Here is a 21,756-nt window from a genome sequence, read left to right on the forward strand (position 1 = left end):
CTCCGGTCAGAAATGACACGGGGCCTTTCGCTTGTTCGGATAGGCGTCCACATTTACAGTCTCATATACTCGTCTTAATCACCGTCATCGCTCGATCTTTAGCGTTAGACGACTGTGCATGCTGTATTTCATCAGGAAAATTTCTGAGCACAAACATTTTGACAAGAAGTCTGGAGTGGCTGGCTACCGCGCGAGGTTCTCCTTAGAATTTATTCATCCAGTTTTCGTAGAGCATCTCCCATTGCGGAATCCAGCGACCTTTTTAGACGCCTTTGACGTGTGCCATGCGAGATCAAACCGGAACATTCAGCCTGCCAAAGTGGAGACTCACTCGCTGGCTCGCTGATCCTGGTCAAGACATCCCACTTAATCTTCGCCAGGCCCTGATCGCAAGTCTGTTCGGCACTCTGCCGATCTTTATTGGGGGTGTGGCAAATACTGTGCTGGTAGCGGCAGTCGCCGCCCTTCGGCTGCCCCATCCCATGTTCGTCTCGTGGTTTGCGTTCGAATTCGTTCTCTGTGTGTTACGAACTCACATTATTATTGCCGCCTTTCGCGCCGCCGCAAACGGCCGAGAGACACCGACCGATTTGTATATTGTTCTCGCAGTCCTTTGGGGCATCGGCGTCGGCTATGGCACCTTCATCAGCCTGTTGAGCGGCGACTGGGTCGTGGCTGCGCTCGCCTGTCTCTCGTCCGCGGCCATGATGGGCGGCATCTGCTTTCGCAACTACGCAGCGCCCCGGTTGGCAACCGCGATGATCGTGCTGAGCTTTGGCCCCGCATGCCTTGGCGCCGTGCTGTCAGGTGAACCCATCATGCTTCTAACGGCACTCCAGATCCCGTTCTATCTCTTTGCCATGAGCAAGGCTGTCTACCGGCTCAATGCGATGCTCGTCACCACCATGCGAGCCGAGCGCGACAATGACTATCGCGCCCGCCATGACATGCTCACCGGGCTGTCCAACCGATCCGGCCTTACGGCGGCCCTCGAACAAAAGTGGGAAATGGTGCAACAGGGGCGCCAGCGGATTGCACTCCTGTACCTTGATCTGGATGGCTTCAAAGCTATCAACGACCACCATGGCCATACGGCTGGCGACAGGCTGCTGAAACTTGTTGGTGAACGCCTCGGCAATCTGCTGCGGTCCGGAGATCTGGCCGCCCGAATTGGGGGCGACGAGTTCGTCGTTCTTGCCCACAGTGTCGGCTCTACCGAGGCAATGCAGCTTGGCGATCGCCTTATTGAGGCGGTCAGCGCCCCCTACCTTGTGGATGGTCATGAGGTTGTTATCGGTACAAGCATCGGTGTTGCGTCCGCTCAGACTGGAGTTGCATCGCCAGACCAACTCTTGAAGCACGCGGATCTGGCACTCTACGAGGCCAAGTCCCAGGGGCGTGGCAACTGCTGTTTCTTCGAACCAGGGATGGAAGCCCGGTTGCGGGTGCGCCAAGTCCTTGAGGCTGACTTGCGCAGCGCGTTCGTGAACGGCGAGTTTGAGCTCTTTTATCAGCCCCAGATCAATATCGCGGCCAACGAAGTCTCCGGGTTCGAAGCCCTTCTTCGCTGGCGTCACCCCGAACGGGGTATGATCCCTCCGTCCGAGTTCATTCCTGTGGCGGAAGACATCGGCTTGATCTCGCCGCTGGGAGAGTGGGTCCTCATGCAGGCCTGCAACGAAGCGGCGCAATGGCCGCGGAACCTTAAAGTGGCGGTGAACCTCTCGCCGCTTCAGTTTCGGAGCGGCACACTCACACAGTCTGTGGGCAACGCCTTGGCAACATCAGGACTTGCTCCCGACCGCTTGGAATTGGAGATCACCGAGTCATGTCTTCTCCAGGAGAACGAAGAGACGCTGTCTATTCTTCACCAGCTTCGCAGGCTCGGGATCCGCATCGCACTGGACGATTTTGGGACTGGTTACTCGTCGATCAGTTACTTGCGTGACTTCCCGATCAACAAGATTAAGATTGATGGGTCGTTCGTGCGCGATATCTGCTCGCGATCAGACGCTTTCGTGATCGTCCAATCGATTACCAGCCTTGGAGCTGGCCTCATGATGTCCACAGTTGCTGAAGGTATCGAGACGGAGGAACAGCTGCTCAAGATCCGTGAGGCCGGGTGTACTGAAGGCCAGGGGTATTACTTCGGGCGACCGCAACCGGCTCGTGAGCTGGTCGATTTCTTAAACAGGGCTGAATTGAGTTCTGTTGATCTTGGGCTGAGCCTGATCCCACGCGATCTGAATCCCTCTCTGCTCAAGCCTCCAAGCCCCTGATCATTCAAAGCTTCGAATTCTATGATGAAAGCTGACCTCTTCTCCAAGGCTCAGGAGCAGCGTCCCAAGCCACTCGCCGCCGAAATCCGCCCGCAAACGCTCGATGAACTGATTGGGCAGCAGCATATCCTTGGACCGAACGGGCCGTTGCGGCGGCGCGTCCGAGCGGGCCGTCTCGGCACGGTTATCCTCTTTGGTCCCCCAGGAGTAGGCAGGACCACGATTGCCCGGGCAATTGGTCAGGAGATGAAGAAGGAGTTCCGCTCTCTGCACCCGGCCAGCAGCAATGTTTCCGACATCAAGGCCGTGGCACAGGAAGCTCAGGCGAAGGATATCCTGGTGTTCATCGACGAGATCCATCGCTTCAGCAGCGCGCAGCAGGATTATCTCCTTGATCTGACCGAAACCGGCACCTTCGACCTGATTGCTGCCACAACCGGCAACCCCTATCACGTGCTCACGCCCGCCCTCGTGTCGCGGGCATCGATCTTCCAGCTGGAACCGCACTCGTTGGATGACCTACGACAGGTGGTGGAGCGGGCCGTGGCCTTTCTTGCCAGCTCCAAGGAGCTGAACGTCTGCTTTGATGAGGATGCCATGAAGCAACTCACCGGCCGGGCAGGAGGCGACGCCCGCCGCGTGTTGAACGCCCTTGAGACGCTGGTGCTTGGATCCGAACCCGGTTCCGCCATCTCGATCACCGGCAGCATGGTCGATGAGGTCTACCAAGCCTCTCCCCTGCCCTTCGATCGTAAAGGCGACTTCCACTACGACACGATCTCCGCCTTCATCAAATCGATGCGCGGATCGGATCCGGACGCCACCCTCTACTGGCTCGCTCGCCTGATCCACTCCGGCGAGGATCCCCGCTTCATTGCCCGCCGTATTCTCATCCATGCCTCGGAGGATGTGGGTCTGGCCGACAACACGGCCTTGCAGACCGCTGCCGCTGCCCTCACGGCGGTGCAGCACGTCGGCTATCCGGAGGCCCAGATTGTTCTGGCCCATGCAGCCCTGCACATCGCCCGTGCGCCGAAGTCCAATTCGGCCTGCCGCGGCATCGGTGCGGCAATGGCTTACGTCAAATCCCAGCCGATGATCCCCGTTCCTCCGCACTTGCGGGACGGGCACTATGCCGGGGCGGCCAAACTAGGCCACGTGGGCTACCGGTTCCCGCATGATGATCCGCGTGGCTGGGTTGAGCAGACGTACTCTCCCGGGATCCAACCCAGTCAGTTCTATCAGAGCGATGGCCGGGGCGGTCAGACGTTCGAGGCGCGAGCTGATGCCTGGTGGGAGCGCGTCACTGGTCAGCCGCAGCCACAGCAATGGCAGGACGAGTCGGGCACCAGTTGAGGAGAAACCTGGGATAGGGCCACTCCCGCCCTGCATGGTAGGAGAGACGCAATCCAGTGACGAAACACGATGAGCGCTGAACCTTTCGAAACCATTCCAGCTTGGCGGATCGCACGATTGAGGACGGCCTTGCGCAATGTGGAACAGCGTGGCGCGAACCCGGATGATGACGGTCACGATCTCTCCCATCGCGCCCTGCAGCGTCGCTTCACTTTGGCTCGAGAGCGCGCGAAGCATGGGTCAGAACAGGCCTCGAGGCTAAAGACCACGCGGAAAGGCCGCAGCTTTCCGCACCTGAAACTGGTCATCATCTGGCGCGCTATCCTGAGCTGTCGCTCCACGGCTTGGAGGCAGGGTGATACGACGCCGTTTGGCAGCATTCGTAAGGCGCATGAGCAGGCAGTTGCTGCCTGCCGCGCCGCTGGCCTTGCGCCACCCCGCTATCGCACCGTCTATGTCCTGTGGCACCGCGGTGTACCACCGGCGGACGTTGTGGCTACGTTGCGAGGGGGATATACAGATCCGATGGAGTAGCAAACTTACCAGACAGCGGGATGAAGTCGCCCCTTCCAGCGTTCATGGCGCGGGAATTGAGCCGCGGCGGCCTGCCGCTTCGTCAGCCTGCGCGGGACAGCATTCGACGGCGCCGCTGATGGTATAGTCAGCTCTGCCTCTGGCATTGTTTCACATGCTATCTTCGGTTCATCGACAGTAGGGACCTTCTTCCGTGGCTTCCGTGAACCGGCCCTCACGCCCTCGCCTTGTGCGGCCTGAACGTCATGGACAGGTGGTGGATCCTCGGCATCATCAAGAGCGCCGTCCGTCTGCGGCACGGCTCCGCAACTCACTTGATCTCCTACATGTGTGGTTTTCGCATCCTCAAAGGCTGTCGCAGTCAGATCAGATTCCATCTGTTCCCGACGGATCTCAACGGAAGAGCGCTTTCGGCGGACAGGCTCAACAGGCTCCGGGCTGTTCCAAACAGACTCGACGATGCTCTGCAGAATGCGCGGAGCCGGAGCTGGTTCGACCGCCGCTTGAGGCTCTTCCTTCTGGACGATTTTGGCTGGCTCAATCGATGTCAGCTCAAACAGGCGCTTGGGCGGGAGGTGATGATGTTGACCCTGAACGCGGGATTTCTTGATCTCAACAGAAAAAGTCTTGATGTTCCGCTTCATCTCATATGCTGATCATAAGATTGAATGATGACGACCTAAGATCTTACCGGCACGACGTCAACCTCAGGAACACACGTGGCTTTCATCTGAAATAGCCGTAAATCGGCCGATTTCAGAATATCTTCTGCACGATTGCGTCTTCCAGACAGCATAAGATCCTTCCCTTGTGAGAGAAGTCTACAGGTTTATGCGGCTCGTCGGGCGAACAGCCTCTGCAGCAGGCGGGGCTTATCGCAGGAGGTAACAATCACAGCGCCCTCACCCGTCAGCCTTCTCGCCGCCTCAAGGTAGGCTTGAGCCGGGGCACTGCCGGGGCTGCCCAGGGTCACCGGCGCTCCGACATTCGAGCTCAGCAGCACTTCCCCACTCTCTGGCACGATGCCCAGCAGCGGAATGGAGAGGATCTCCAGTACGTCCTCCACCTTCATGATCTCGCCGCGCCGGGCACGAACGGGATCATATCGAGTGAGAAGCAGATGTTTGTCGATGCGCTGGCCGCTCTCGGCTTTGGCTGTCTTGGCGTCGAGCATACCGATGATCCGATCAGCATCGCGGATCGAGGACACTTCCGGGTTCACCACGACGACGGCGACATCGGCGTGCCGCATGGCCAGGGTAGCTCCCTTCTCAATACCGGCCGGGCTGTCGCAGATCACCCAATCGAACTGGGTGCGTAGATTACCGATGATCTGTGCGACGCCCTCGTCGGTCAGGCTGTCCTTATCGCGGCTTTGCGAGGCCGGCAGAAGTGCCAGCGTATCCAGGCGCTTGTCTCGGATGAGCGCCTGCGCGAGCTTGGCCTCTCCTTTGATGACGCTGATCAGGTCAAAGACCACGCGTCGCTCGGCCCCCATGACCAGGTCGAGATTGCGCAGCCCGACATCAAAGTCGACGAGCACGACCTTCTGCCCGCTCTGAGCCAGGGCCGCACCCAAGGCGGCCGTGGAGGTGGTCTTGCCGACGCCTCCTTTGCCGGAGGTCACGACGAGCACCCTGCCCTGTCTGGTCTTTGTCTTCGCCTTGGTATGCTTTGGCCTTAGCTTCTTCATCGCTGGCATTTCTCCAGAGAGACCGTGAAGAGGCACGGTACCTACGCAGGCACATGCGAGATCGAGAGGCAGCAACGGCAACGAGGCGTACCGCACTGGGGCAGTGCCGGATGTCCCCGTGAGCAGACCTATTCGGCGCCGGAAATGGTTACCAGACCGTTAACAGGCTCGAGTAAGATCGGGCAACTTCGGGACAGGTTCTTAGCAATCCATTAACCATCGTGTCGCGACCATGGGCTCGTTGATCCGCTGGGATTTGGATCAGCCCTCTCCTCCGAAGCAGACGGGGCGCGGATGAACCGCCTCGGCCTGTTTTGGGGATAGGAGCGGTCCGGTGCAGTAACTGTCTCGTAACCACGATCTCAATCGAAATTGATCCAAACGGCAGGCACAGCATTGGTCCTGTGTCTGAGCGCGAGAGGGCTGCCCATGACTATTCTCGATCCGATCACTGGAAATCTCGTCACAATCAATACGTCAAGCAGACCGCGCCGCTGACATTCCTGTGTCTCTGGAGGGTGGTGATGAAACGATCCTCAGCACGCCGGGCCAGGCGCTGGATTATTCACGACTTGACCCGCAGCCTCGATCAGCGATCCGACACCGCAGTCAGCGCAACCCTGTTGAGCGACGGCAATAGCAGAGATGGCGATGACAGAACCCAAGCTTAGCGACAGTGATGCAATGCTCATGAAGAACACAAGCCTGCATGAGCAAGAAGACGTCTCGTGCGGAGGGAATTCAGCAATCGTGCTGGTATGGAAGATGACTGCTGTGGCCGTTGACGTCCCTATCCTTAGTTAAAGCGACATCGTCGTTGACTCAACTCAGTTTGGCCCTGTCACAATCTCAGATCGCCTTGCTCTCTGACGACCGTGCGCGGCTTGAGATGAGCAACTTGCCCGTCCCACGACCACGATAACACCTCCTTAGCCCTTACGGCGTAATCAGAGCCGGTGCTGAGAAAGGTGAGAGATGGCACTGCGGTGGAAGCCAACCATTCCTGACGACAACAGCCCTGATGATGTGGTGGGCAGTCTGCACCTTCACGTCTTTGCGCGGGTGTATCGTGTTTCGAACGGAAGCGACCAGGGTCGCTTCCGTTGGTACCTCAACGATATTCCGATCTCAGCCGGGGTGCTGTTGCAGGGCATCGAGGATACGCAGAGGAAGGCTCAACAGGCCGCCAACCTTCATTTCCAGGAATGGCTCAAGCGGGCTGGGCTTAGGGAAGCTCCTGTTCGAGGCAAGAGGCAGCTCGCCCTCCCCTTGCACCTGAGCTCTCAGTTCGAGAGTGGCAAGCCGACGCGGAAGATCAAGCTAGCCGCCAACCCCGCACGCTAACCTCAACCGATAGTTTCGGAGAAGGAGGCCTTTGCATCGTAAGGATCAACTATTCAGTTTTAAGCGTCCAAAGGGCGGCAATGTTGTCGGTACTCTAACGAAGAACAAAGCTGCTCCAGCCGGAGCGACGCCACCCCGTGAGGCCTGGCTCATAGTCGGAACTTTCCGGCCAGCGCTTTCCAGTACAATCTCGCAGCCGAGAAGGAGTGCGTGGGCAGTTATGCCTCAGACTCAGGTGGTTGCACCCTCTTTCCCACGGTTCAGGAAGGAGCGATACGCTGGATTGTCGCTCTCGTCCCAGTACGGGTATCCAAGCTCATCCAGACTGTGCTTGAGCTGCGCTCGCTCCGCGGTGGGAACCTGGATGCCGGCCAGCACCCGTCCGTAATCGGCGCCATGGTTGCGGTAGTGGAACAGCGAGATGTTCCAACTGCCGGACAGCCCATTGAGGAACTTCAGCAGCGCTCCGGGCCGCTCCGGGAACTGGAAGCGGAAGATCAGCTCATCCTGAAGGCCGGGTGTGTGCCCGCCGACCATGTAGCGCACGTGCAGCTTGGCCATCTCGTTGTCGCTCATGTCGAGCACGGGATAGCCCTGCTCCCGCAGCATCGCGATGATCTGGCGCTTCTCGGGATCGCCGTCCGAGAGCTGCACACCGACGAAGATCTGGGCTTCCTGAGGATCCGAGTAGCGGTAGTTGAACTCGGTAATCGAGCGCTTGCCGAGCAGCTGAATGAAGCGGCGGTAGCTGCCGGGTTGTTCGGGAATGGTGACTGCCAAGAGAGCCTCGCGGTGCTCGCCGAGCTCAGCCCGCTCGGCGATGTGCCTGAGCCGGTCGAAGTTCATGTTGGCGCCGCTGTTGACGGCGACCAGGCCCTGTTGCCGTGCTCCTTCCCGTTCCACGTACTTCTTCAGCCCGGCCAGGCTGACGGCGCCGGACGGCTCGGCAATGGCGCGTGTGTCCTCGAAAATGTCTTTGACCGCCGCACAGATCTCATCGGTGCTGACGGTGATTACCTCGTCGAGCAGTTCGCGGCACAGGCGGAACGTCTCCTCACCGGCCTGACGCACCGCCACGCCATCGGCAAACAGTCCAACCTGGTTCAGGATCACCCTGTCGCCTGCGGCCAGAGCGGCCGCCATGCTGGCGGCGTCCTCTGGCTCGACGCCGATCACCTTGACCTCGGGCCGCAGGAACTTGGTGTAGACCGCCACGCCCGCAGCCAGGCCTCCTCCCCCGATGGGCACGAAGATGGCCTCGAGCGGATCGGGATGCTGGCGCAGGATCTCCATGCCCACCGTGCCCTGTCCCGCGATCACGTCGGGATCGTCATAGGGATGGATGAAGGTAAGGCCCTTCTCCGCCTCAAGCTGCTGGGCATGGGAGTAGGCTTCGTCAAAGCTCTCGCCGTGCAGGATCACGCGACCGCCCTGCCCTTTCACCGCTTGGATCTTGATGGCAGGCGTGGTGCGGGGCATCACGATGGTGGCTTTGGCGCCGAGCTTCTTGGCCGCAACAGCCACGCCCTGGGCATGATTGCCGGCTGAGGCGCAGATCACTCCCCGCTCAAGCGCTTCGCGTGGGAGGCCTGCCATCCTGGCATAGGCGCCGCGCAGCTTGAACGAGAACACCGGCTGAAGATCCTCGCGCTTGAGCCGGACCGGCGTGCCGAGCCGCAGTGACAGGCGTGGCATTGGATCAAGCGGGCTTTCGATCGCGACGTCATAAACTGGAGCGGAGAGGATCCTGCGGATATAGTCCTGCACGTCAGAGCCGCCTTCCTGGTTCAGCGAGGCAACTCGCAGGTTGCCTCGGGATCCTGATACACTCACAACCAGGACATGGCATCAGGTTGAAACAGCCACTGTGCCTGTGCCGACCGAGGTGCCGTTCATCGGGAGAACTCATAACGATATACCAATAAAAGTTGAGTTGCATTGCAGTCCAAGAGCCACTAGCAGCTTTGGGCGAAATGGTCGCGAACCTGTCATTCAATGACGTTAGTGATCTCAGGCTGGGGACGGTCTGCCGCAGACTGCGACTTTTGTCGTTCGGAACCGAAAACAAACGCTAACGCTTAACGGCAGTGGTTCGATACGCCGGGGGCACATGGCAGAGGATGAAGTAGAGGCGGTTGCGGCCGAGCTTGCAAGAGCAGGCGGCCTGTCCTGGCATGCGGGGAACGAGCAGGGGCCTCTGAAACTCGTCATGAGCCGGTATCGCGACCGAGCCCGTCTCGCCATTGCTGCGCTCGAACGCGTTCGGGCGGCCAAGCAAAACATCGCTCCTGCACCAGATGCCGGTGAGCCGCTCGATACAGGCGCAATCGTCATCTCTGAAGACTCTTTGTCCGATCGTCTCGCCGCTGGCAGTCTCGTCCTGTACCGACCTCCAGGCGACCGGAGAACCTACCCGTGCCGGGTTGAGAGCGTGGAAGGAGGCCGCGCTTACCTCGTTCCCGCACTCCCGACCTGTACCGGCTGGGTGGAACTCGACACTGTCTCATACCCAGCAATCCAGTAAGGCGGGCCAACACGTGGCAACCACCATCAAAGGCAAGCCAATGTCGATTGAAGAGCTCGGCGCCGGCATCCCGTCAGCGTGTTCCTGGCACCAGGCCTCGCCGGCTCAGTCAGTTCCAGCCCGCTACTACTTCAACCTGACGGACGGCCATGACCGGATTCCTGATGAAGAAGGCATCGTGGCGTCCAGCATCCAGGCGGCGGTGGTCTCGGCCCTGGAAGCCGTCGAGGAGCTTCGTGCCCAGACGCCGACAAGTTCCGATGAGTGGCGGGGCTGGCGCCTCGAGATTGTTGACAGCTCCGGCCGAGCCGTCCAGGTGATCCCGCTGGACGCACTCTCGGCTCATTGATCAAATCTGAGACGAACTGCCGTAGTGGCTATGCTCAGATATCGAACATCAATGAGCCTCTGGCCTTTGGGCTCTCACTGCCCATAAGTTCTCCTGAACTCTGCCGTGAGTGTTCGCTCGAGCTCCCATGTCAGGGGTGCAGGGTTGGCGCGGTTCCAGGCGCGCTGATGGCGCTGAATGAAGCGCTTCCTGCTGCGCTTGACCTCGCTTGGAAGGTGAGCCGCCAGAGGCACGAAGCTGCGACGCAGTTGAAGCTCCGTCCTCTTCCTGGACGGGAGAGCAGCCTCCGCCGCTTGCGCCGCCGCGATGTCGCCCGGCGTTGGATCCGGATAGCGAGACAGTGCATCCTCCTCAATCTGGAGGAAGGCTTGGTGCTGTGCTGCATAGTAGTCTTTCAAGCCTGGGGCATGTTCGAGCAGGTAGGTCTCGCACGCCTCGTCCCAGTCTTCCTGCCTGTGACTCGTCAGCGGAGCCTGATTGCCCGGATTGTTCGTCATGGAGAAATGGCCTTTCCGACTTGGATCTAATCAGGAGGAGACAAACTGCGGCGGGATGGGACAGCGCTCCATCGCCAAAGCGCGTGAGAGGTCCACTCGCATCGCCGCGGCTCAGTGCCGACGAGCCTGCACAAAGTAGGCTGGAACGGTGGTCTCCCCGAGAGCTTTGCACGCCTCCAAACGATGCAGTCCCTCGACGAGGACAAACCGCTGCCCGTAAGGCCGCACGAGAATGGGGGTCTCCTGCCCCTTTTCCATCATGCTCTCGGCCAAAGCCTCAACCTTCTGCAGGTCCAGGGTTTGGCGGCGCTTCACAGGCACATAGACATCGTGGATCGAAAGGGTCTGCTTCTTCAATACCATCCCGACTGCTCCTGTATTGGGTTCATGCCTGATGGAAGCTTAGGCGCGGTGAGCCAGCTTGCCTAGCGACACACATCTCCAGGATCGTTCATGTTCATCTCACAGCCATGGGAAGGCAACGGTAATGAAGACTGCTGATCAGCACAGGTTTAGACAGATTCCATGCATCAGCTGTAACAAATACCGAATGTCCACCCCAATCCTAATAAAACGGCCGGTACAAGGGTGTTGGGGAAAGACGTGCCCCGGGGCACCGCCCATGCTCATCGTCGAAGATGTCGGAGCGTCTACGAAACTTGCTCAAGGCTGTTTTGGGAAACTGAGGCTGTCGAAAGGTTATCGCCGCTTCTTAAGCGCTTTTCTTTCCTCTCGTTCCGAAATGCGTCGGGAGAGTGCGGAAGGGTCATATCCAAAGCGCTTCTGAAACCCCTCCAACGTCTGCTCTCTGGCGAGGATTTGCCGCAGCTCTTCGAGAGCAGGGTGCAGGGAATGGTTGGCGTCGGGCTTCGTCTTGCTCATGCGCGATGCCTTTTGCTGGAAGCGCAAGATCTCTTGCGAAGATAAGGCGGACCGGCTCGTCACGACGCCAAGCAACTTCCCTCTAAAATCCTAACAAATTCTTTATCTTCTTTGTTGTCGCTCACTATCACCATGAAGTGGAGGACGGGTCTTTATGAGCATGAGACTGTCCACGAGAGCCGAGCGCAATCCCTATTTAATGTAAGTTGCAACCGATGCCGTACTAGGATCCTCACACAGGAGGATCTCACGCGTGCAAGGCTGCATGAGGTGCTGGTTCAGTTGTGCCTCATTTTTTGACAGCCAATCAGTTTTGCACCTTCTCCGCGCGGTTGGACGTAGAACCGGCTACGGTCGCCGGGATGTTATCTACCGCACTGGCGTCTGCGCAGACTTCACGAGCTGGCGCAAGGCCGCTGTATCTGGTTCACTGACGACAATCAGCTCTTTGCCGCGGGGCTTCTCAGCTGGCTTTCGGGCAACCGATGGCGAAATACCGACGGCGGCAACCTGCGGATTGCGAGGCTGCTTCTCTAGCGGCTTTGCTGAGACTGCATTGTCCTTGTGGATCGCGCTGGTTTTCTCGCCGATGGCATCTGTCCGGGATACGTCACGGGTGGCGTCATTGGGTTGGAGGTTTACACCTTTGGCATCAGGCCTGACGGGGGGATACTCCCCCCGAGCCTGCTCGTGAGACTGAGACAGCTGGTTGATCTCGCGCCGAGCTGCGGCAAGATCTGCGCGGAGCTGGGTCATCTCGGAGAGTGACACGCGAGTCTTCGTCTGCTCGGCAACAAGCTCGGTTTGCGTGGCCCGCAGGCTTGTGACCTGATCACGAAACTGGTGTTCGACCGTAGCCGACGTGTGCCTCACGATGGCAAACGAGGTCCATCCTGCGGCGGCTGACAAGCTGAGCGCCAGGATTAGACCGCGGTGTGCGTTCAACAGACGTGGCGCAGACTCTTGGAACATGGGCGCCTCCCGCATACGGAAGATGACTGAAATTCAGCGCCGCTCATTCGGGCCCACGGTTGCGGCGACAAAGAGGCTGAAATGGATTACCTCGGCCGCCAGCCACCAGCATGCAGGTGTTTTTGTTGTCTTGGTGAAGACGGTCTTAAAATGGAGAGCTGATGAATAGCCAGTTCTGGGCGATCCCTGATTGCCCAGCATGGTAGCGCAGAGCACCATCCTACTCTGGCGCTTTGGCTGAGAGCTCGACCCTCTCAGCCGGAGTGCCTTCATCCAATCTGTTTATGCAGGCTCAAGCTGCTCGAGCGATCTCAGGGGAGTTCACCAGACGCGAGGTTTCATCACTGCCCAGGCTTGTCAGTGCCTCAAGAACCCGCATCGGAGCTATCGCTGGAATCACCAGCGCATCGATGGAGGGGCATTCAGCCTCCGCGATCGCCTCGGACAGGAGGATCACCGGCCGGTCTGGGCGGTGCCGATGAAACTCATCGGCCAGGAGCCATCCATCGACAAGCCCGGGAAGGCTTATTTTCGTTACAAGCCAGTCGATTTGAGCGCGCTGCTGACAAAGTGATAGGAGGCCCACGTTTCCAGTCGGAGCAGCGAGGACCTGGCAGCCGCCAGTCCGGAGAATCCCCTCCAGCAACTCGCGTGTGATCGGGTCATTGTCGACGACAAGAACGGTAGCTGAGGCTAGCATCGTTGGAGCATCGCGTATTGTTTGGGAGACCTGCCGATATTCTGCCGGCTTGGTTGATGCTTCCTTAAATTATCATGGCGAACGGGTGGGTGCGCCAAGCTGCCACGCCTGATCCTCGACGGTCCGACCGATCCCAGGCAGGACACCGATCAATGGCATTGTACAAACTAACCCTTTGATCGTTCGACGGTCGATCTACGCTGGTGTCGACTGAGACATCCAAACGAGCAGCAAGTGCACGCTGAGGCAGACCTGAGATATGGTCCCATCGACGCCTAGCCTTCCGGCTGCTCCCGGCGTGTGAGCCGTTCAACAAGTTCTGCCAGCCGGGCTGGGAGATCGGTCTCAACCGGTCCATAGGTCAGCCGCAGCCGCTCCCCAAGCTGCTGAAGGTCATTAGAGGCCAGCGATTGATCGAACGTGGAGTGAGGTGGGATTGAAAACGTGACTTCCGGAGCATCGATCGGGAGCAGGGCTTGCATTGAGACACTCTCGTTGGTGGCAGGACTGTGCCGCTGAATGCCCCTATGTGCTTGCCCTCGTTCAGGGTCCCTTGCTGGCAGAGCAGCGGCATAATGTGGCAAATGTACGGACAGAAGGCCCTGAGTGTCTTGGCCCCAACCCCTCGCCTGTTCTACGTGAGAGGTAGAATTCCCTATTCGACAGGTTTCAAGCAGGGTCTCTTGGGTCAACGCCGGCAAACACCGAGGATGGCGACTGGGAGGCTGCCCCCCGATCAAGGATGTGCGCTGGGACGCCACCAACGTGAAGGGCAAAGGCTTGATCGTGTTCGCGGCGTGCTCGCATGCGGGAACTCAATGTGACTGTGTTGCATGGAACTGCTGGTGAACGTACTGAGCCTACGCCGTGGCTTTGGCTAAACGATGCGGACGGACTTCGGGCGTCCAAGCTCAAGCATGCGGTTGAGGGCATGAATGGCGATGGCGATTTCTGTCGTACGACGCCGGTCGGTCCGCGAGCGCAGGGCGTCCCCGATCACTCGTTTGAACCGGCCGATGGCGCTCTCCACCAAGGCTCGTTGATTATACCCGGATGCCTTCTGCCAGCCCATGCGGCCATGCTCGGCGATGCTTTGGAGATGCCGGTCGCGTTGGGTCGGAGTGGTCTTCCCATCGTCGCTCGGCACTGCCGTTGATCGTGGAGGAACGATCACATCAGCCTCAGGATGGTGCTTGCCAATGATGCCGTAGATGCCAGTTTGATCGTAGGCTCCATCCGCGATGAAGGAGGCGAGTGGAGCTGCAACCTGGTCGAGCAAAGGCTCGACCTGGGAGCCATCGTCGACATCGCTCGCAGTCAGCACCGATGCAAGGATCTGCCCGGTCTCCGCATTGACCCCGATGTGCAGTTTGCGCCAGGTGCGGCGTCTTCGGGTGCCGTGCTTCTCAATCAGCCATTCGCCAGGCCCGCACAGCCGTAGGCCGGTGCTGTCGACCAGCAGGTGAACGGGTCCTCTGGAGCGTGAACATGGCTTTGGGACCTCCAGGGTCTCGGCCCGCCGGCTCAAGGTCGAGTGATCCGGCACCGCCAGATCCAGCCCCAGGAGGTGGAGGATTGAGCCAATCAGACCCTCCGTCTGACGCAGCGCCAAACGGAACACCGCTCGGAGCGTGAGCGCCGTTCTGATCGCCAGGGCTGAGTAATGCGGCTGTCCGCCTCGTGTTCTGCGCGGCTCAGCCCGCCAGGCGGCAATCGCTTCCTCTGTGAACCAGATCGTGAGGCTTCCGCGCTGGCGCAGACTGGCGTCGTACTCGGCCCAATTCGTCACCCGGTACTGCCGCTTCGGAATGCGGTGGCGGCGAGCGGCATTAGCTTTGAATGGCACGGGAGAAATCTTTGGTCAGAGGCCGGATAGGCCTCTACGCCTCCCAGCTGCAGTTACCAACTCGCTCATCCATGCAACAAGGCGTCCCCCGCTCCGCGGCGGCGATGAGTTGCTGGTTGCGCGGCGAAGGGGAACTGGACGAACCAAGACCCGACAGTGTGCTCATCAGCAGGGCTCCCAACACCATGACGGGGAACGACAGGCTCATCGCCGGGGGATGTCACATTAACCGAGTATAGCCATTTTGCTGGTCGACAAGGTCTCATTCTGCACAGCCCAAGTCATTGATTTTCCTCACCGCGGGATTTTTCGTTGACGAGTACAGGGCAGTATTCGCCGTTAATGTGATGGAGTGGACGCTCCCTGCTCACCGGCATCAAAGTGCCAAAGGGTGGTCGTGGTGAAGATCGCCACAAGGAGAGGGAGCGTCCGCCATGCAGATTACCACAGTTGGTCTGGATCTGGCCAAGCACATCTTCCAGGTGCACGCCGTTGATGCGACTGGCCAAGTCGTCGTCCGCAAGCGGCTGCGCCGAGGGGAGGTGCTGCCGTTCTTTGCTGGTCTGAGCCCGTGCCTGATCGGTATGGAGGCGTGCGCGACCGCCCACCACTGGGCCCGTGAGTTGATCAAGCTGGGCCATATGGTCAAGCTGATGCCGCCGGCTTACGTCAAAGCCTATGTCAAACGCGGCAAGACCGATGCAGCCGATGCGGAAGCGATCTGCGAGGCCGTGGCCCGTCCGAGCATGCGCTTCGTGCCGGTCAAATCGGCCGAGCAGCAGAGCGTGCTCATGCTCCATCGCGTGCGGGCTCTGCTGATCCGCCAGCGCACGATGCTGGTCAATGCTCTGCGCGGACACCTGGCCGAGTTCGGCATCATCGTCGCGCAGGGGATCAGCCGCATCCGCGAGTTGATCGCAATCCTCACAGACGAGAGTGCCGATGCCGTGCTGCCGCCGCTGGCCCGCCGGGCTCTGGCGCCTCTTGTTGATCAACTGCTCGATCTGCAGCCGCGGATCCGGGCGCTTGAGGCCGAACTCCTGGCTTGGCATCGGCAGAGCCAGGAGAGCCGCAGGCTGGAAACGATCCCAGGTGTCGGCTTCATCACCGCCACAGCAATCGCAGCGACTGTGACAGATCCCTCGCAGTTCCGCTCCGGCCGGGAGTTTGCCGCTTGGCTGGGACTGACCCCACGGCCGAATTCGTCTGGCGGCAAGGAGCGGTTGGGGCGGATCTCGAAGATGGGCGATGGCTACTTGCGAACGCTGCTGGTGGTCGGCGCCACGGCGGTGATCCGTTATGCTCACAAAAAGACTGCGGCAGGCAGTGCCTGGATCGCAGAGCTGCTCGCGAGGAAACCAGCTCGGCTGGTCTCGGTGGCTCTGGCTAACAAGACAGCCCGGATCGCCTGGGCGCTTTTGGCCAGAGGAGAGGTTTACCAAGCTCCGGCACCAGCTGCTGTCTGAGCACCACCGCTGGTTAGGGTTCTTAGTTCGGGAAGGGTGATGAATGACGTGATGCAAACCGGTCGAGCCGGGATCAGGAAAACCCGCGACGTTGTCAGAGCCTCGAGCTCGATAATGTGATTGGGACCTGATTGGCGGACTTTCATCAGGGCCAGTGGTCAAATGAACCGCACCAACAGGTCGTACATATGACCGCACCCGACCATTTTGCAGACACGTTCAACAAAACCCTTGCCGGCAGGGAGCGTCCACATATGACATCCCCGTGTTCAACAATGTCGATGTTTAGGAGGTGCTACTTCTGGCCGGGTTTCTCCCCCGTTCGATTCAGCTCATCGAACTCTGCGAACTCGCCGTGGCGCTTCCGCCGCTCCTCAAGCAGGGCGCCATTCCGGCAGCCGGTTACCTCACCCTCTCTCCGGGAATAGGCTTGGTATCGACGCTCCATTTCAGGCGTTACGCGCCGTGACATGTCGGCGACGTAGGCTCTGAACTCGTCATCGAGCTGGGAGTACGGCATGTCCTTAAGCGCCATGTAGAGTGTTAGGCTGGACATCGCCTTCTGCTCTTTTTCGGGGATCTCCCCGCATTTGGCCTTCAACCACTCGGCCATTGCCGGGATAAAGCCATTGAGATCGCGGTCGGCCTCGTCCTTCGACAAGATCTCCATCTCGGACGAAGAAACGCGCAGCATCCGGTCCAAGTACCTGTCGCCGATGCCCATTTCGAGGAGGTACGCCTTGATTCTCTCAATGACAGCTCCGTACCTCCTGTTGGCCGCCTCCAGGGGCAGGTTCGCAAAAAATGCCTCATCGTACCGGGGACGATGAAGCCCGAGGACGTTGCCCCCACGCATCACGCCGCCCGCATAAATCAGGAAGCATGAGCTGAGACAGACGCACTCGGAGGCTTGCTCGGGCGAGCCACCCATCATGCAGACGTTCCCTTCGGGGGATGATATGGGAGCGAGCGTACGGAGAAGCTTCGCACGGACTATCCGCCCGATCCTCATGGCCTCATCGACATCGCCGCCTGGCGACCGGAGGGCCACCCCGCTGATAGATGGTCCCTCCTTGGCAAGCAGTGCCTCGAATCGCTTGGCGTCTCCAGGGACGATGCGTCCGCTCATTTCCACGCTTCTAGGGGTCGTGCATGGCGTGCCTTCGCAGGGATTGCCGCCTACCCAGAAGTCGGCGGCAATGGCGCTCCCGCACGTCCAGACCGACAGCAACACCAATGCCAATATTCGCAGTACCATATTCAGCCCCCTGAAGCGGGAGCGACCCTAGCGTAGCGGCTGGAGATCGTCGATGGGCTGCCAGCATTCATCACAGGCACGAGGCAGGCTAAGCCCTTCCACTCTCATCGAGAAGGATGAGCAAGCTGGCAGATCCGATGCAGGCCGGAAGGTCATCGCCTGCTACCGGCACTATCTCTCGACCCGTCCTGAGAAGTATCCGCGATGAGCAAGGTTTGGTCAGGGAGGCTGATACCCTCCCTGACTGTGCTAGACCCTGTGAGACCGAAGGGGCCGAGAGAGAGGAAGGCTAGAAGCTTCCTCAGAGATAGAGGCTAGGCAATAGAACTTAAAATGGCAATGATGCCTGACGGGCTTCGCTCTCCAATCAATCACACAGTGTGCTCTTACCTCCCCGAAAGTCGAAATGGTGAGGGCTTGCGGGCCATCGGGCCATCATGCAACTTCCTGGCACCATGAAGCCTCTTGTTCTCCTCGCCTTTGCGTTCCTACTTTTCGTTCATCCCGTCGCTGCTGGCCCTATCATCACGGGACAGGCTGACATTGTCGACGGCGATACCCTGTCGATCCGAGGCCGATCGGCACGGGTCCGCCTCTATGGCATCGACACGCCAGAGGGACAGCAGACCTGTGACGATGCCGCCAGCAAGCGTTATCTCTGCGGCGCCCGGGCGGCAGAAGCCTTAGCCGACCTCATCGGGCGGAATGGCCGTGTGACCTGCCAAGAACAGGATCGCGATCGCTATGGCCGCGTCGTCGCTGTTTGCCAGGCGAATGGCCGCGAGATCAACGCGGAGATGGTCCTTCAAGGCTGGGCCCTTGAGTACAAGCAATATTCCGATGGTCGATATGCCAAAGCGGAAGCCGAGGCTCGCACGGCCAAGCGGGGGCTATGGGCTGGGCAGTTCGTCGAGCCGTGGGACTGGCGCCGTGGGAAGCGGCTGTCGTCGGAGGCTTCGACGGGGTCAGACCGGAAGTGCGCCATCAAGGGCAACATCTCTGGATCGGACAAGATCTACCACCTGCCGGGCAGTCGGAGCTATGCCAAGACGGTGATCGATGAGGCCAGCGGAGAGCGCTGGTTCTGTAGTGAAGATGAAGCAAAGGCAGCCGGGTGGCGCGCGCCTAGAGGCTAGGGGGCCTATGATGAAGTGGGGGGTGATCGCAGCTTTGGCCGCAATGGTGATGGCTGCGCCTGTGGGAGCGACGGGAAGTCTCTCCGAACAATCGGCCAAGCTCAGCGTCGAGCGGGTGAAGGAATACGTCGTAGCGCAGCGCAGGAGCTGCAAGGCGGCGAGCACCTGCGAGGAGGCTGTCGAGATGTGGTGCGGCGGCTATAGCCGGGCCGATGCCGATGGCGACGGCATTCCCTGTGAGAACGTCTGCCGCTCCAGGTCTCAGGTTGATGCGATCAAGCAGAGAATAGGCTGCTGACTGCGTCCGCAATCGAATTTCCGATAACGCCCGGTATGGAATGGAGAGAGGCAGCAGGGCCATAGTAGCCCTTAGGTCATACCACCGTCTTGGCGCTGATACCTAAAAGGTATTCTGCGCTTCGCTTGCCACATTGCTGACCGCATCGATGACTGTGATCCTGTTTGGGAGGACTTTTTGCAGAGTGATTGGCCATGCCCGCATCAGCCAGATATTTCTTCCATCTTGTCTCGGATCATGAGGTGATCCCCGACGAGGAGGGGATTGACCTGTGGAATGAGGAAGGCGCCCTGCTCTCCGTTATCAGGGCGGCGAATGGACTCATCAAAGAGGGCCTCATGTCGGACGAGTGGCAAGACTGGTGCCTTGAGGTCATGGATGGGACTGGCCGAACGATCCTGCGCATCTCCCTCTCTGATTTCAATCAGGCGCAGAGGATCTTTTCGCTGCATTGAGCCCGCGAAATCTCGAACCGCCTGCCCAGGTGAGCTTGCTATGGATCTTGAGGACCTTGTGTCGCTTCTGATCCCCGTCGTCATCTTCGGGCTGGTGATCGGAGTTCTGGTGCTGTTCGATGAGTAGCGCAATAGCCGCGGGAATTTCGCATAACGCCCAGTCTGGAACGGCCGCACCGCAAGTTTCGTCGAAGGCCGCTTGGCTGACACGAAATGGCACCGGTTGAGCGCATTGCGCTCCCTTTGCCAATACGTCAGTCTCAGCCGACTACCATCCGGTCAGAGATGGACTGTCTCAGGAGAGTGCATGACGGTCCGCTTGCTTGTGGCCATGCCGAAGCCGACGGCTGATCCAGAGCTGGGGGCGCATCCGCCGCGTTCCGGGGATGATCCGGTCAGGCCCCAGGCATGTGGCGAGCCGCGCATGCGGCCAATGTCCCGCCTATCCTACCGGCCCGCGATGAGTACTGCGCCAAACCGATGGGCTTTGGCCCGTCCACCGGTGAAAGGCGCGGCTGAAGGCGCTGATCTCGGCGTAGTTCAGCACCTCGGCGATATGGCTGACCGGGAGATCCGATCTAGCGAGCAACCAGCAGGCAATCTCGCAACGTACCTCGTTGGTCACCTGCCGGAACGAGCTGCCTTCGGCCTTCAGGTGCCGGTGAAGGGCCCGGCGATTGATCGCGAAGAGATTGGCGATCTTGGTCGCTGAACAGCTGTCCCGGAGCAGTTCGACCCGAAGTACGCGCTGCACCTCGGCGGTCAGCGGGCGGATGTTTTGGCCCGATTGGTGCAAGCCAGCTCTAGGAGAAGAGGGGATTGCCATCGCAGCAGACTAGCGCAACTGGAGAGCCGAGCTTGATCACTTGGGACGAATTTTTGATAGTTTGTGACGCGGCGACCGACATGAGGCCGTTGTGCTACTTCCGTGCGTCTGGTGCTGCCTGCATCTGGCGAGCAACCTCCAAGATCGCCTCGACCGCGTGAGGCCCTTGATTCTTTGAGCTCTTTTTCTCTGCCCGGATGAGCTCGCGAGCCAGTTCCGCGGCTCGCCGATTGTCTTCCCGAAGATCTTCGATCTCGGCCGGCGTCAATCGGCTGGTATCGCGGGAGGAGGTCATGGATGGCTCGTGGCAGGTGGCGATGGATGCAAAGCTGGCGTTCATTCAGGGTGTTTACAATCCCGTCAGGGTTTCTAGCGACCCGCCAGGAAACACTAGCAAATCAGAAGAAGCGCCCAGCATTGAGAAACCGCAAGGACAGATCTCACGAACTTCGTATGGAAGGTCTTTGCGGGCCGCATGCATGCCAAACTACTACTTCAATGTTGTTCTGAATGGACACGCCAGCCCCGATCATCATGGCAGAGCGTTCCAGGACGACCATGAAGCCAGGAGCCAAGCCCACCATATCACCATGCTCATAGCAGACAATGTCCGGGAATATTGTAGCAGCTTCATTGCGGTGTCGGAGGAGGACGGTCGTGTTGCCTTCAAAGTCCCGATCTGCCGCCCCCGCACGGGAAAAGACGATATATGGACGTCGTAGGAGCACATTTGTGGCATCCGCTAATTGCGACCAAAAGTAGCCCCCAAGATCAGGTGAATGGCAATTGCGGCACCAAAAACAATGATCGCGTCAACGATCGTCAGCGTAGGCCAGCCGACCCGCGTTTCCCGGGCTAGGCGGTCATGCACTTCCTGTCGCTTTCGATCCAGCTTCACGTCCGTCTCACTGTGGCCATAGACCATTGCTGCCCCTCAGGTTTGGCGCAGCTCCGGCGATGTCTCAGGCGCGCTTCTCAAACTTTAAGAGCAGCGTGAGGCGACCGCCGATACTCTCTATAGGGGTGGACGGGCCGAATGTCCGACCCACCCCTAGGATCGCTTCGGCGGCTCGGTTCCTTCGATCACGCCCGCGCCCGGGTCAGTGATCTTGCCGTTCTCATCCTTCCGACCGGTGAAGAATGTATCCCGTTTCTGCTTGGACATCTTCAGGACCGTGCGCGCCTCCGTGTCGATCCTCCATTCTTCAGACCAGGTGCTGACGGATTGGCCGGTGAGTTCGGATAAGGCGGTAGTGTCACGAGAATAGGTCATGAGACCGGGTGCTCCACGCCCAGGTGAAGGGCCTGTTGCTCCTTATCAGCGATACGATATCTGCCGGA

Annotated in this window: 21 protein-coding genes; 10 read left to right on the forward strand and 11 right to left on the reverse strand. The window is 59.5% G+C overall.

Annotation, left to right across the window (positions count from 1 at the left end):
- The first annotated feature begins 284 nt into the window (after positions 1-284).
- Both U0023_RS34075 and U0023_RS34080 read left to right on the forward strand, forming a co-directional pair.
- Positions 285-2,279: a putative bifunctional diguanylate cyclase/phosphodiesterase gene (locus tag U0023_RS34075; RefSeq protein WP_009495101.1), complete on the forward strand. Its 1,995-nt coding sequence runs from the start codon at positions 285-287 to the stop codon at positions 2,277-2,279.
- Positions 2,280-2,300: 21 nt separating this feature from the next.
- Complete coding sequence (locus U0023_RS34080) at positions 2,301-3,635, forward strand: replication-associated recombination protein A (RefSeq protein ID WP_245273171.1); 1,335 nt, start codon at positions 2,301-2,303, stop codon at positions 3,633-3,635.
- A 539-nt stretch (positions 3,636-4,174) separates the two neighbouring features.
- On the opposite strand, the gene U0023_RS34085 is transcribed toward U0023_RS34080, so the two are convergent.
- Complete coding sequence (locus U0023_RS34085; RefSeq protein WP_009495105.1) at positions 4,175-4,813, reverse strand: hypothetical protein; 639 nt, start codon at positions 4,811-4,813, stop codon at positions 4,175-4,177.
- 185 nt (positions 4,814-4,998) lie between these two features.
- Positions 4,999-5,862, reverse strand: coding sequence for a septum site-determining protein MinD (gene minD / locus U0023_RS34090; protein ID WP_009495107.1), 864 nt, complete (start codon positions 5,860-5,862; stop codon positions 4,999-5,001).
- Between the two features lie 975 nt (positions 5,863-6,837).
- Here minD and U0023_RS34095 point away from each other — a divergent pair.
- Positions 6,838-7,206 (forward strand): hypothetical protein, encoded by a 369-nt coding sequence (locus U0023_RS34095; RefSeq protein ID WP_009495109.1) that lies wholly within the window; start codon positions 6,838-6,840, stop codon positions 7,204-7,206.
- 231 nt (positions 7,207-7,437) lie between these two features.
- Here the strand turns inward: U0023_RS34095 and ilvA are convergent, their stop codons facing one another.
- The gene (ilvA, locus tag U0023_RS34100; protein WP_085985190.1) at positions 7,438-8,997 is read right to left on the reverse strand and encodes a threonine ammonia-lyase, biosynthetic; all 1,560 of its coding nucleotides are present in this window, start codon (positions 8,995-8,997) and stop codon (positions 7,438-7,440) included.
- Positions 8,998-9,316: 319 nt separating this feature from the next.
- On the opposite strand from ilvA, the gene U0023_RS34105 reads away from it, so the two are divergent.
- Both U0023_RS34105 and U0023_RS34110 read left to right on the forward strand, forming a co-directional pair.
- Positions 9,317-9,730 carry a hypothetical protein gene (locus U0023_RS34105; RefSeq protein ID WP_040639736.1) on the forward strand — a complete coding sequence of 138 codons (414 nt, stop codon included), beginning with the start codon at positions 9,317-9,319 and terminating at the stop codon, positions 9,728-9,730.
- 13 nt (positions 9,731-9,743) lie between these two features.
- Positions 9,744-10,079 carry a DUF6894 family protein gene (locus U0023_RS34110; RefSeq protein ID WP_009764862.1) on the forward strand — a complete coding sequence of 112 codons (336 nt, stop codon included), beginning with the start codon at positions 9,744-9,746 and terminating at the stop codon, positions 10,077-10,079.
- A gap of 74 nt (positions 10,080-10,153) precedes the next feature.
- On the opposite strand, the gene U0023_RS34115 is transcribed toward U0023_RS34110, so the two are convergent.
- The 5 genes from U0023_RS34115 to U0023_RS34135 form a co-directional block, all read right to left on the reverse strand.
- Positions 10,154-10,576, reverse strand: a complete 423-nt coding sequence (locus tag U0023_RS34115; RefSeq protein WP_009764863.1) for a hypothetical protein — start codon at positions 10,574-10,576, stop codon at positions 10,154-10,156.
- Between the two features lie 111 nt (positions 10,577-10,687).
- Complete coding sequence (locus U0023_RS34120) at positions 10,688-10,939, reverse strand: ParB N-terminal domain-containing protein (RefSeq protein WP_009764864.1); 252 nt, start codon at positions 10,937-10,939, stop codon at positions 10,688-10,690.
- Between the two features lie 888 nt (positions 10,940-11,827).
- On the reverse strand, positions 11,828-12,430 hold the full coding sequence (locus U0023_RS34125; RefSeq protein WP_322883877.1) for a hypothetical protein: 603 nt from the start codon (positions 12,428-12,430) through the stop codon (positions 11,828-11,830).
- Positions 12,431-12,722: 292 nt separating this feature from the next.
- Entirely contained in the window at positions 12,723-13,130 is a 408-nt protein-coding gene (locus U0023_RS34130) for a response regulator (protein ID WP_009764866.1), read from the reverse strand.
- Between the two features lie 877 nt (positions 13,131-14,007).
- Positions 14,008-14,976 carry an IS5 family transposase gene (locus tag U0023_RS34135; RefSeq protein WP_009764868.1) on the reverse strand — a complete coding sequence of 323 codons (969 nt, stop codon included), beginning with the start codon at positions 14,974-14,976 and terminating at the stop codon, positions 14,008-14,010.
- Positions 14,977-15,410: 434 nt separating this feature from the next.
- On the opposite strand from U0023_RS34135, the gene U0023_RS34140 reads away from it, so the two are divergent.
- On the forward strand, positions 15,411-16,442 hold the full coding sequence (locus U0023_RS34140) for an IS110 family RNA-guided transposase (protein WP_009764869.1): 1,032 nt from the start codon (positions 15,411-15,413) through the stop codon (positions 16,440-16,442).
- A 295-nt stretch (positions 16,443-16,737) separates the two neighbouring features.
- Here U0023_RS34140 and U0023_RS34145 read toward each other — a convergent pair whose 3' ends face one another.
- Complete coding sequence (locus U0023_RS34145; protein ID WP_040639740.1) at positions 16,738-17,571, reverse strand: COG3904 family protein; 834 nt, start codon at positions 17,569-17,571, stop codon at positions 16,738-16,740.
- Positions 17,572-18,137: 566 nt separating this feature from the next.
- Between U0023_RS34145 and U0023_RS34150 the strand changes: the two genes are divergently transcribed.
- The 3 genes from U0023_RS34150 (at position 18,138) to U0023_RS34160 (ending at position 19,589) form a co-directional block, all read left to right on the forward strand.
- The gene (locus U0023_RS34150) at positions 18,138-18,836 is read left to right on the forward strand and encodes a thermonuclease family protein (protein WP_322883878.1); all 699 of its coding nucleotides are present in this window, start codon (positions 18,138-18,140) and stop codon (positions 18,834-18,836) included.
- A 7-nt stretch (positions 18,837-18,843) separates the two neighbouring features.
- The gene (locus U0023_RS34155; protein WP_245273172.1) at positions 18,844-19,134 is read left to right on the forward strand and encodes an excalibur calcium-binding domain-containing protein; all 291 of its coding nucleotides are present in this window, start codon (positions 18,844-18,846) and stop codon (positions 19,132-19,134) included.
- A 194-nt stretch (positions 19,135-19,328) separates the two neighbouring features.
- A complete protein-coding gene (locus tag U0023_RS34160; protein WP_009764874.1) occupies positions 19,329-19,589 on the forward strand; it encodes a DUF6894 family protein in 261 nt (86 codons plus the stop codon).
- Positions 19,590-20,031: 442 nt separating this feature from the next.
- Here U0023_RS34160 and U0023_RS34165 read toward each other — a convergent pair whose 3' ends face one another.
- Entirely contained in the window at positions 20,032-20,385 is a 354-nt protein-coding gene (locus U0023_RS34165; RefSeq protein WP_009764875.1) for a helix-turn-helix domain-containing protein, read from the reverse strand.
- A gap of 323 nt (positions 20,386-20,708) precedes the next feature.
- On the opposite strand from U0023_RS34165, the gene U0023_RS34170 reads away from it, so the two are divergent.
- Complete coding sequence (locus tag U0023_RS34170; RefSeq protein ID WP_009764876.1) at positions 20,709-21,137, forward strand: DUF6894 family protein; 429 nt, start codon at positions 20,709-20,711, stop codon at positions 21,135-21,137.
- Between the two features lie 329 nt (positions 21,138-21,466).
- On the opposite strand, the gene U0023_RS34175 is transcribed toward U0023_RS34170, so the two are convergent.
- On the reverse strand, positions 21,467-21,688 hold the full coding sequence (locus U0023_RS34175; RefSeq protein WP_009764878.1) for a DUF7696 family protein: 222 nt from the start codon (positions 21,686-21,688) through the stop codon (positions 21,467-21,469).
- Positions 21,689-21,756: the final 68 nt, after the last annotated feature.

It is taken from the genome of Microvirga lotononidis (assembly GCF_034627025.1).
Classification (GTDB): Bacteria; Pseudomonadota; Alphaproteobacteria; order Rhizobiales; family Beijerinckiaceae; genus Microvirga; species Microvirga lotononidis.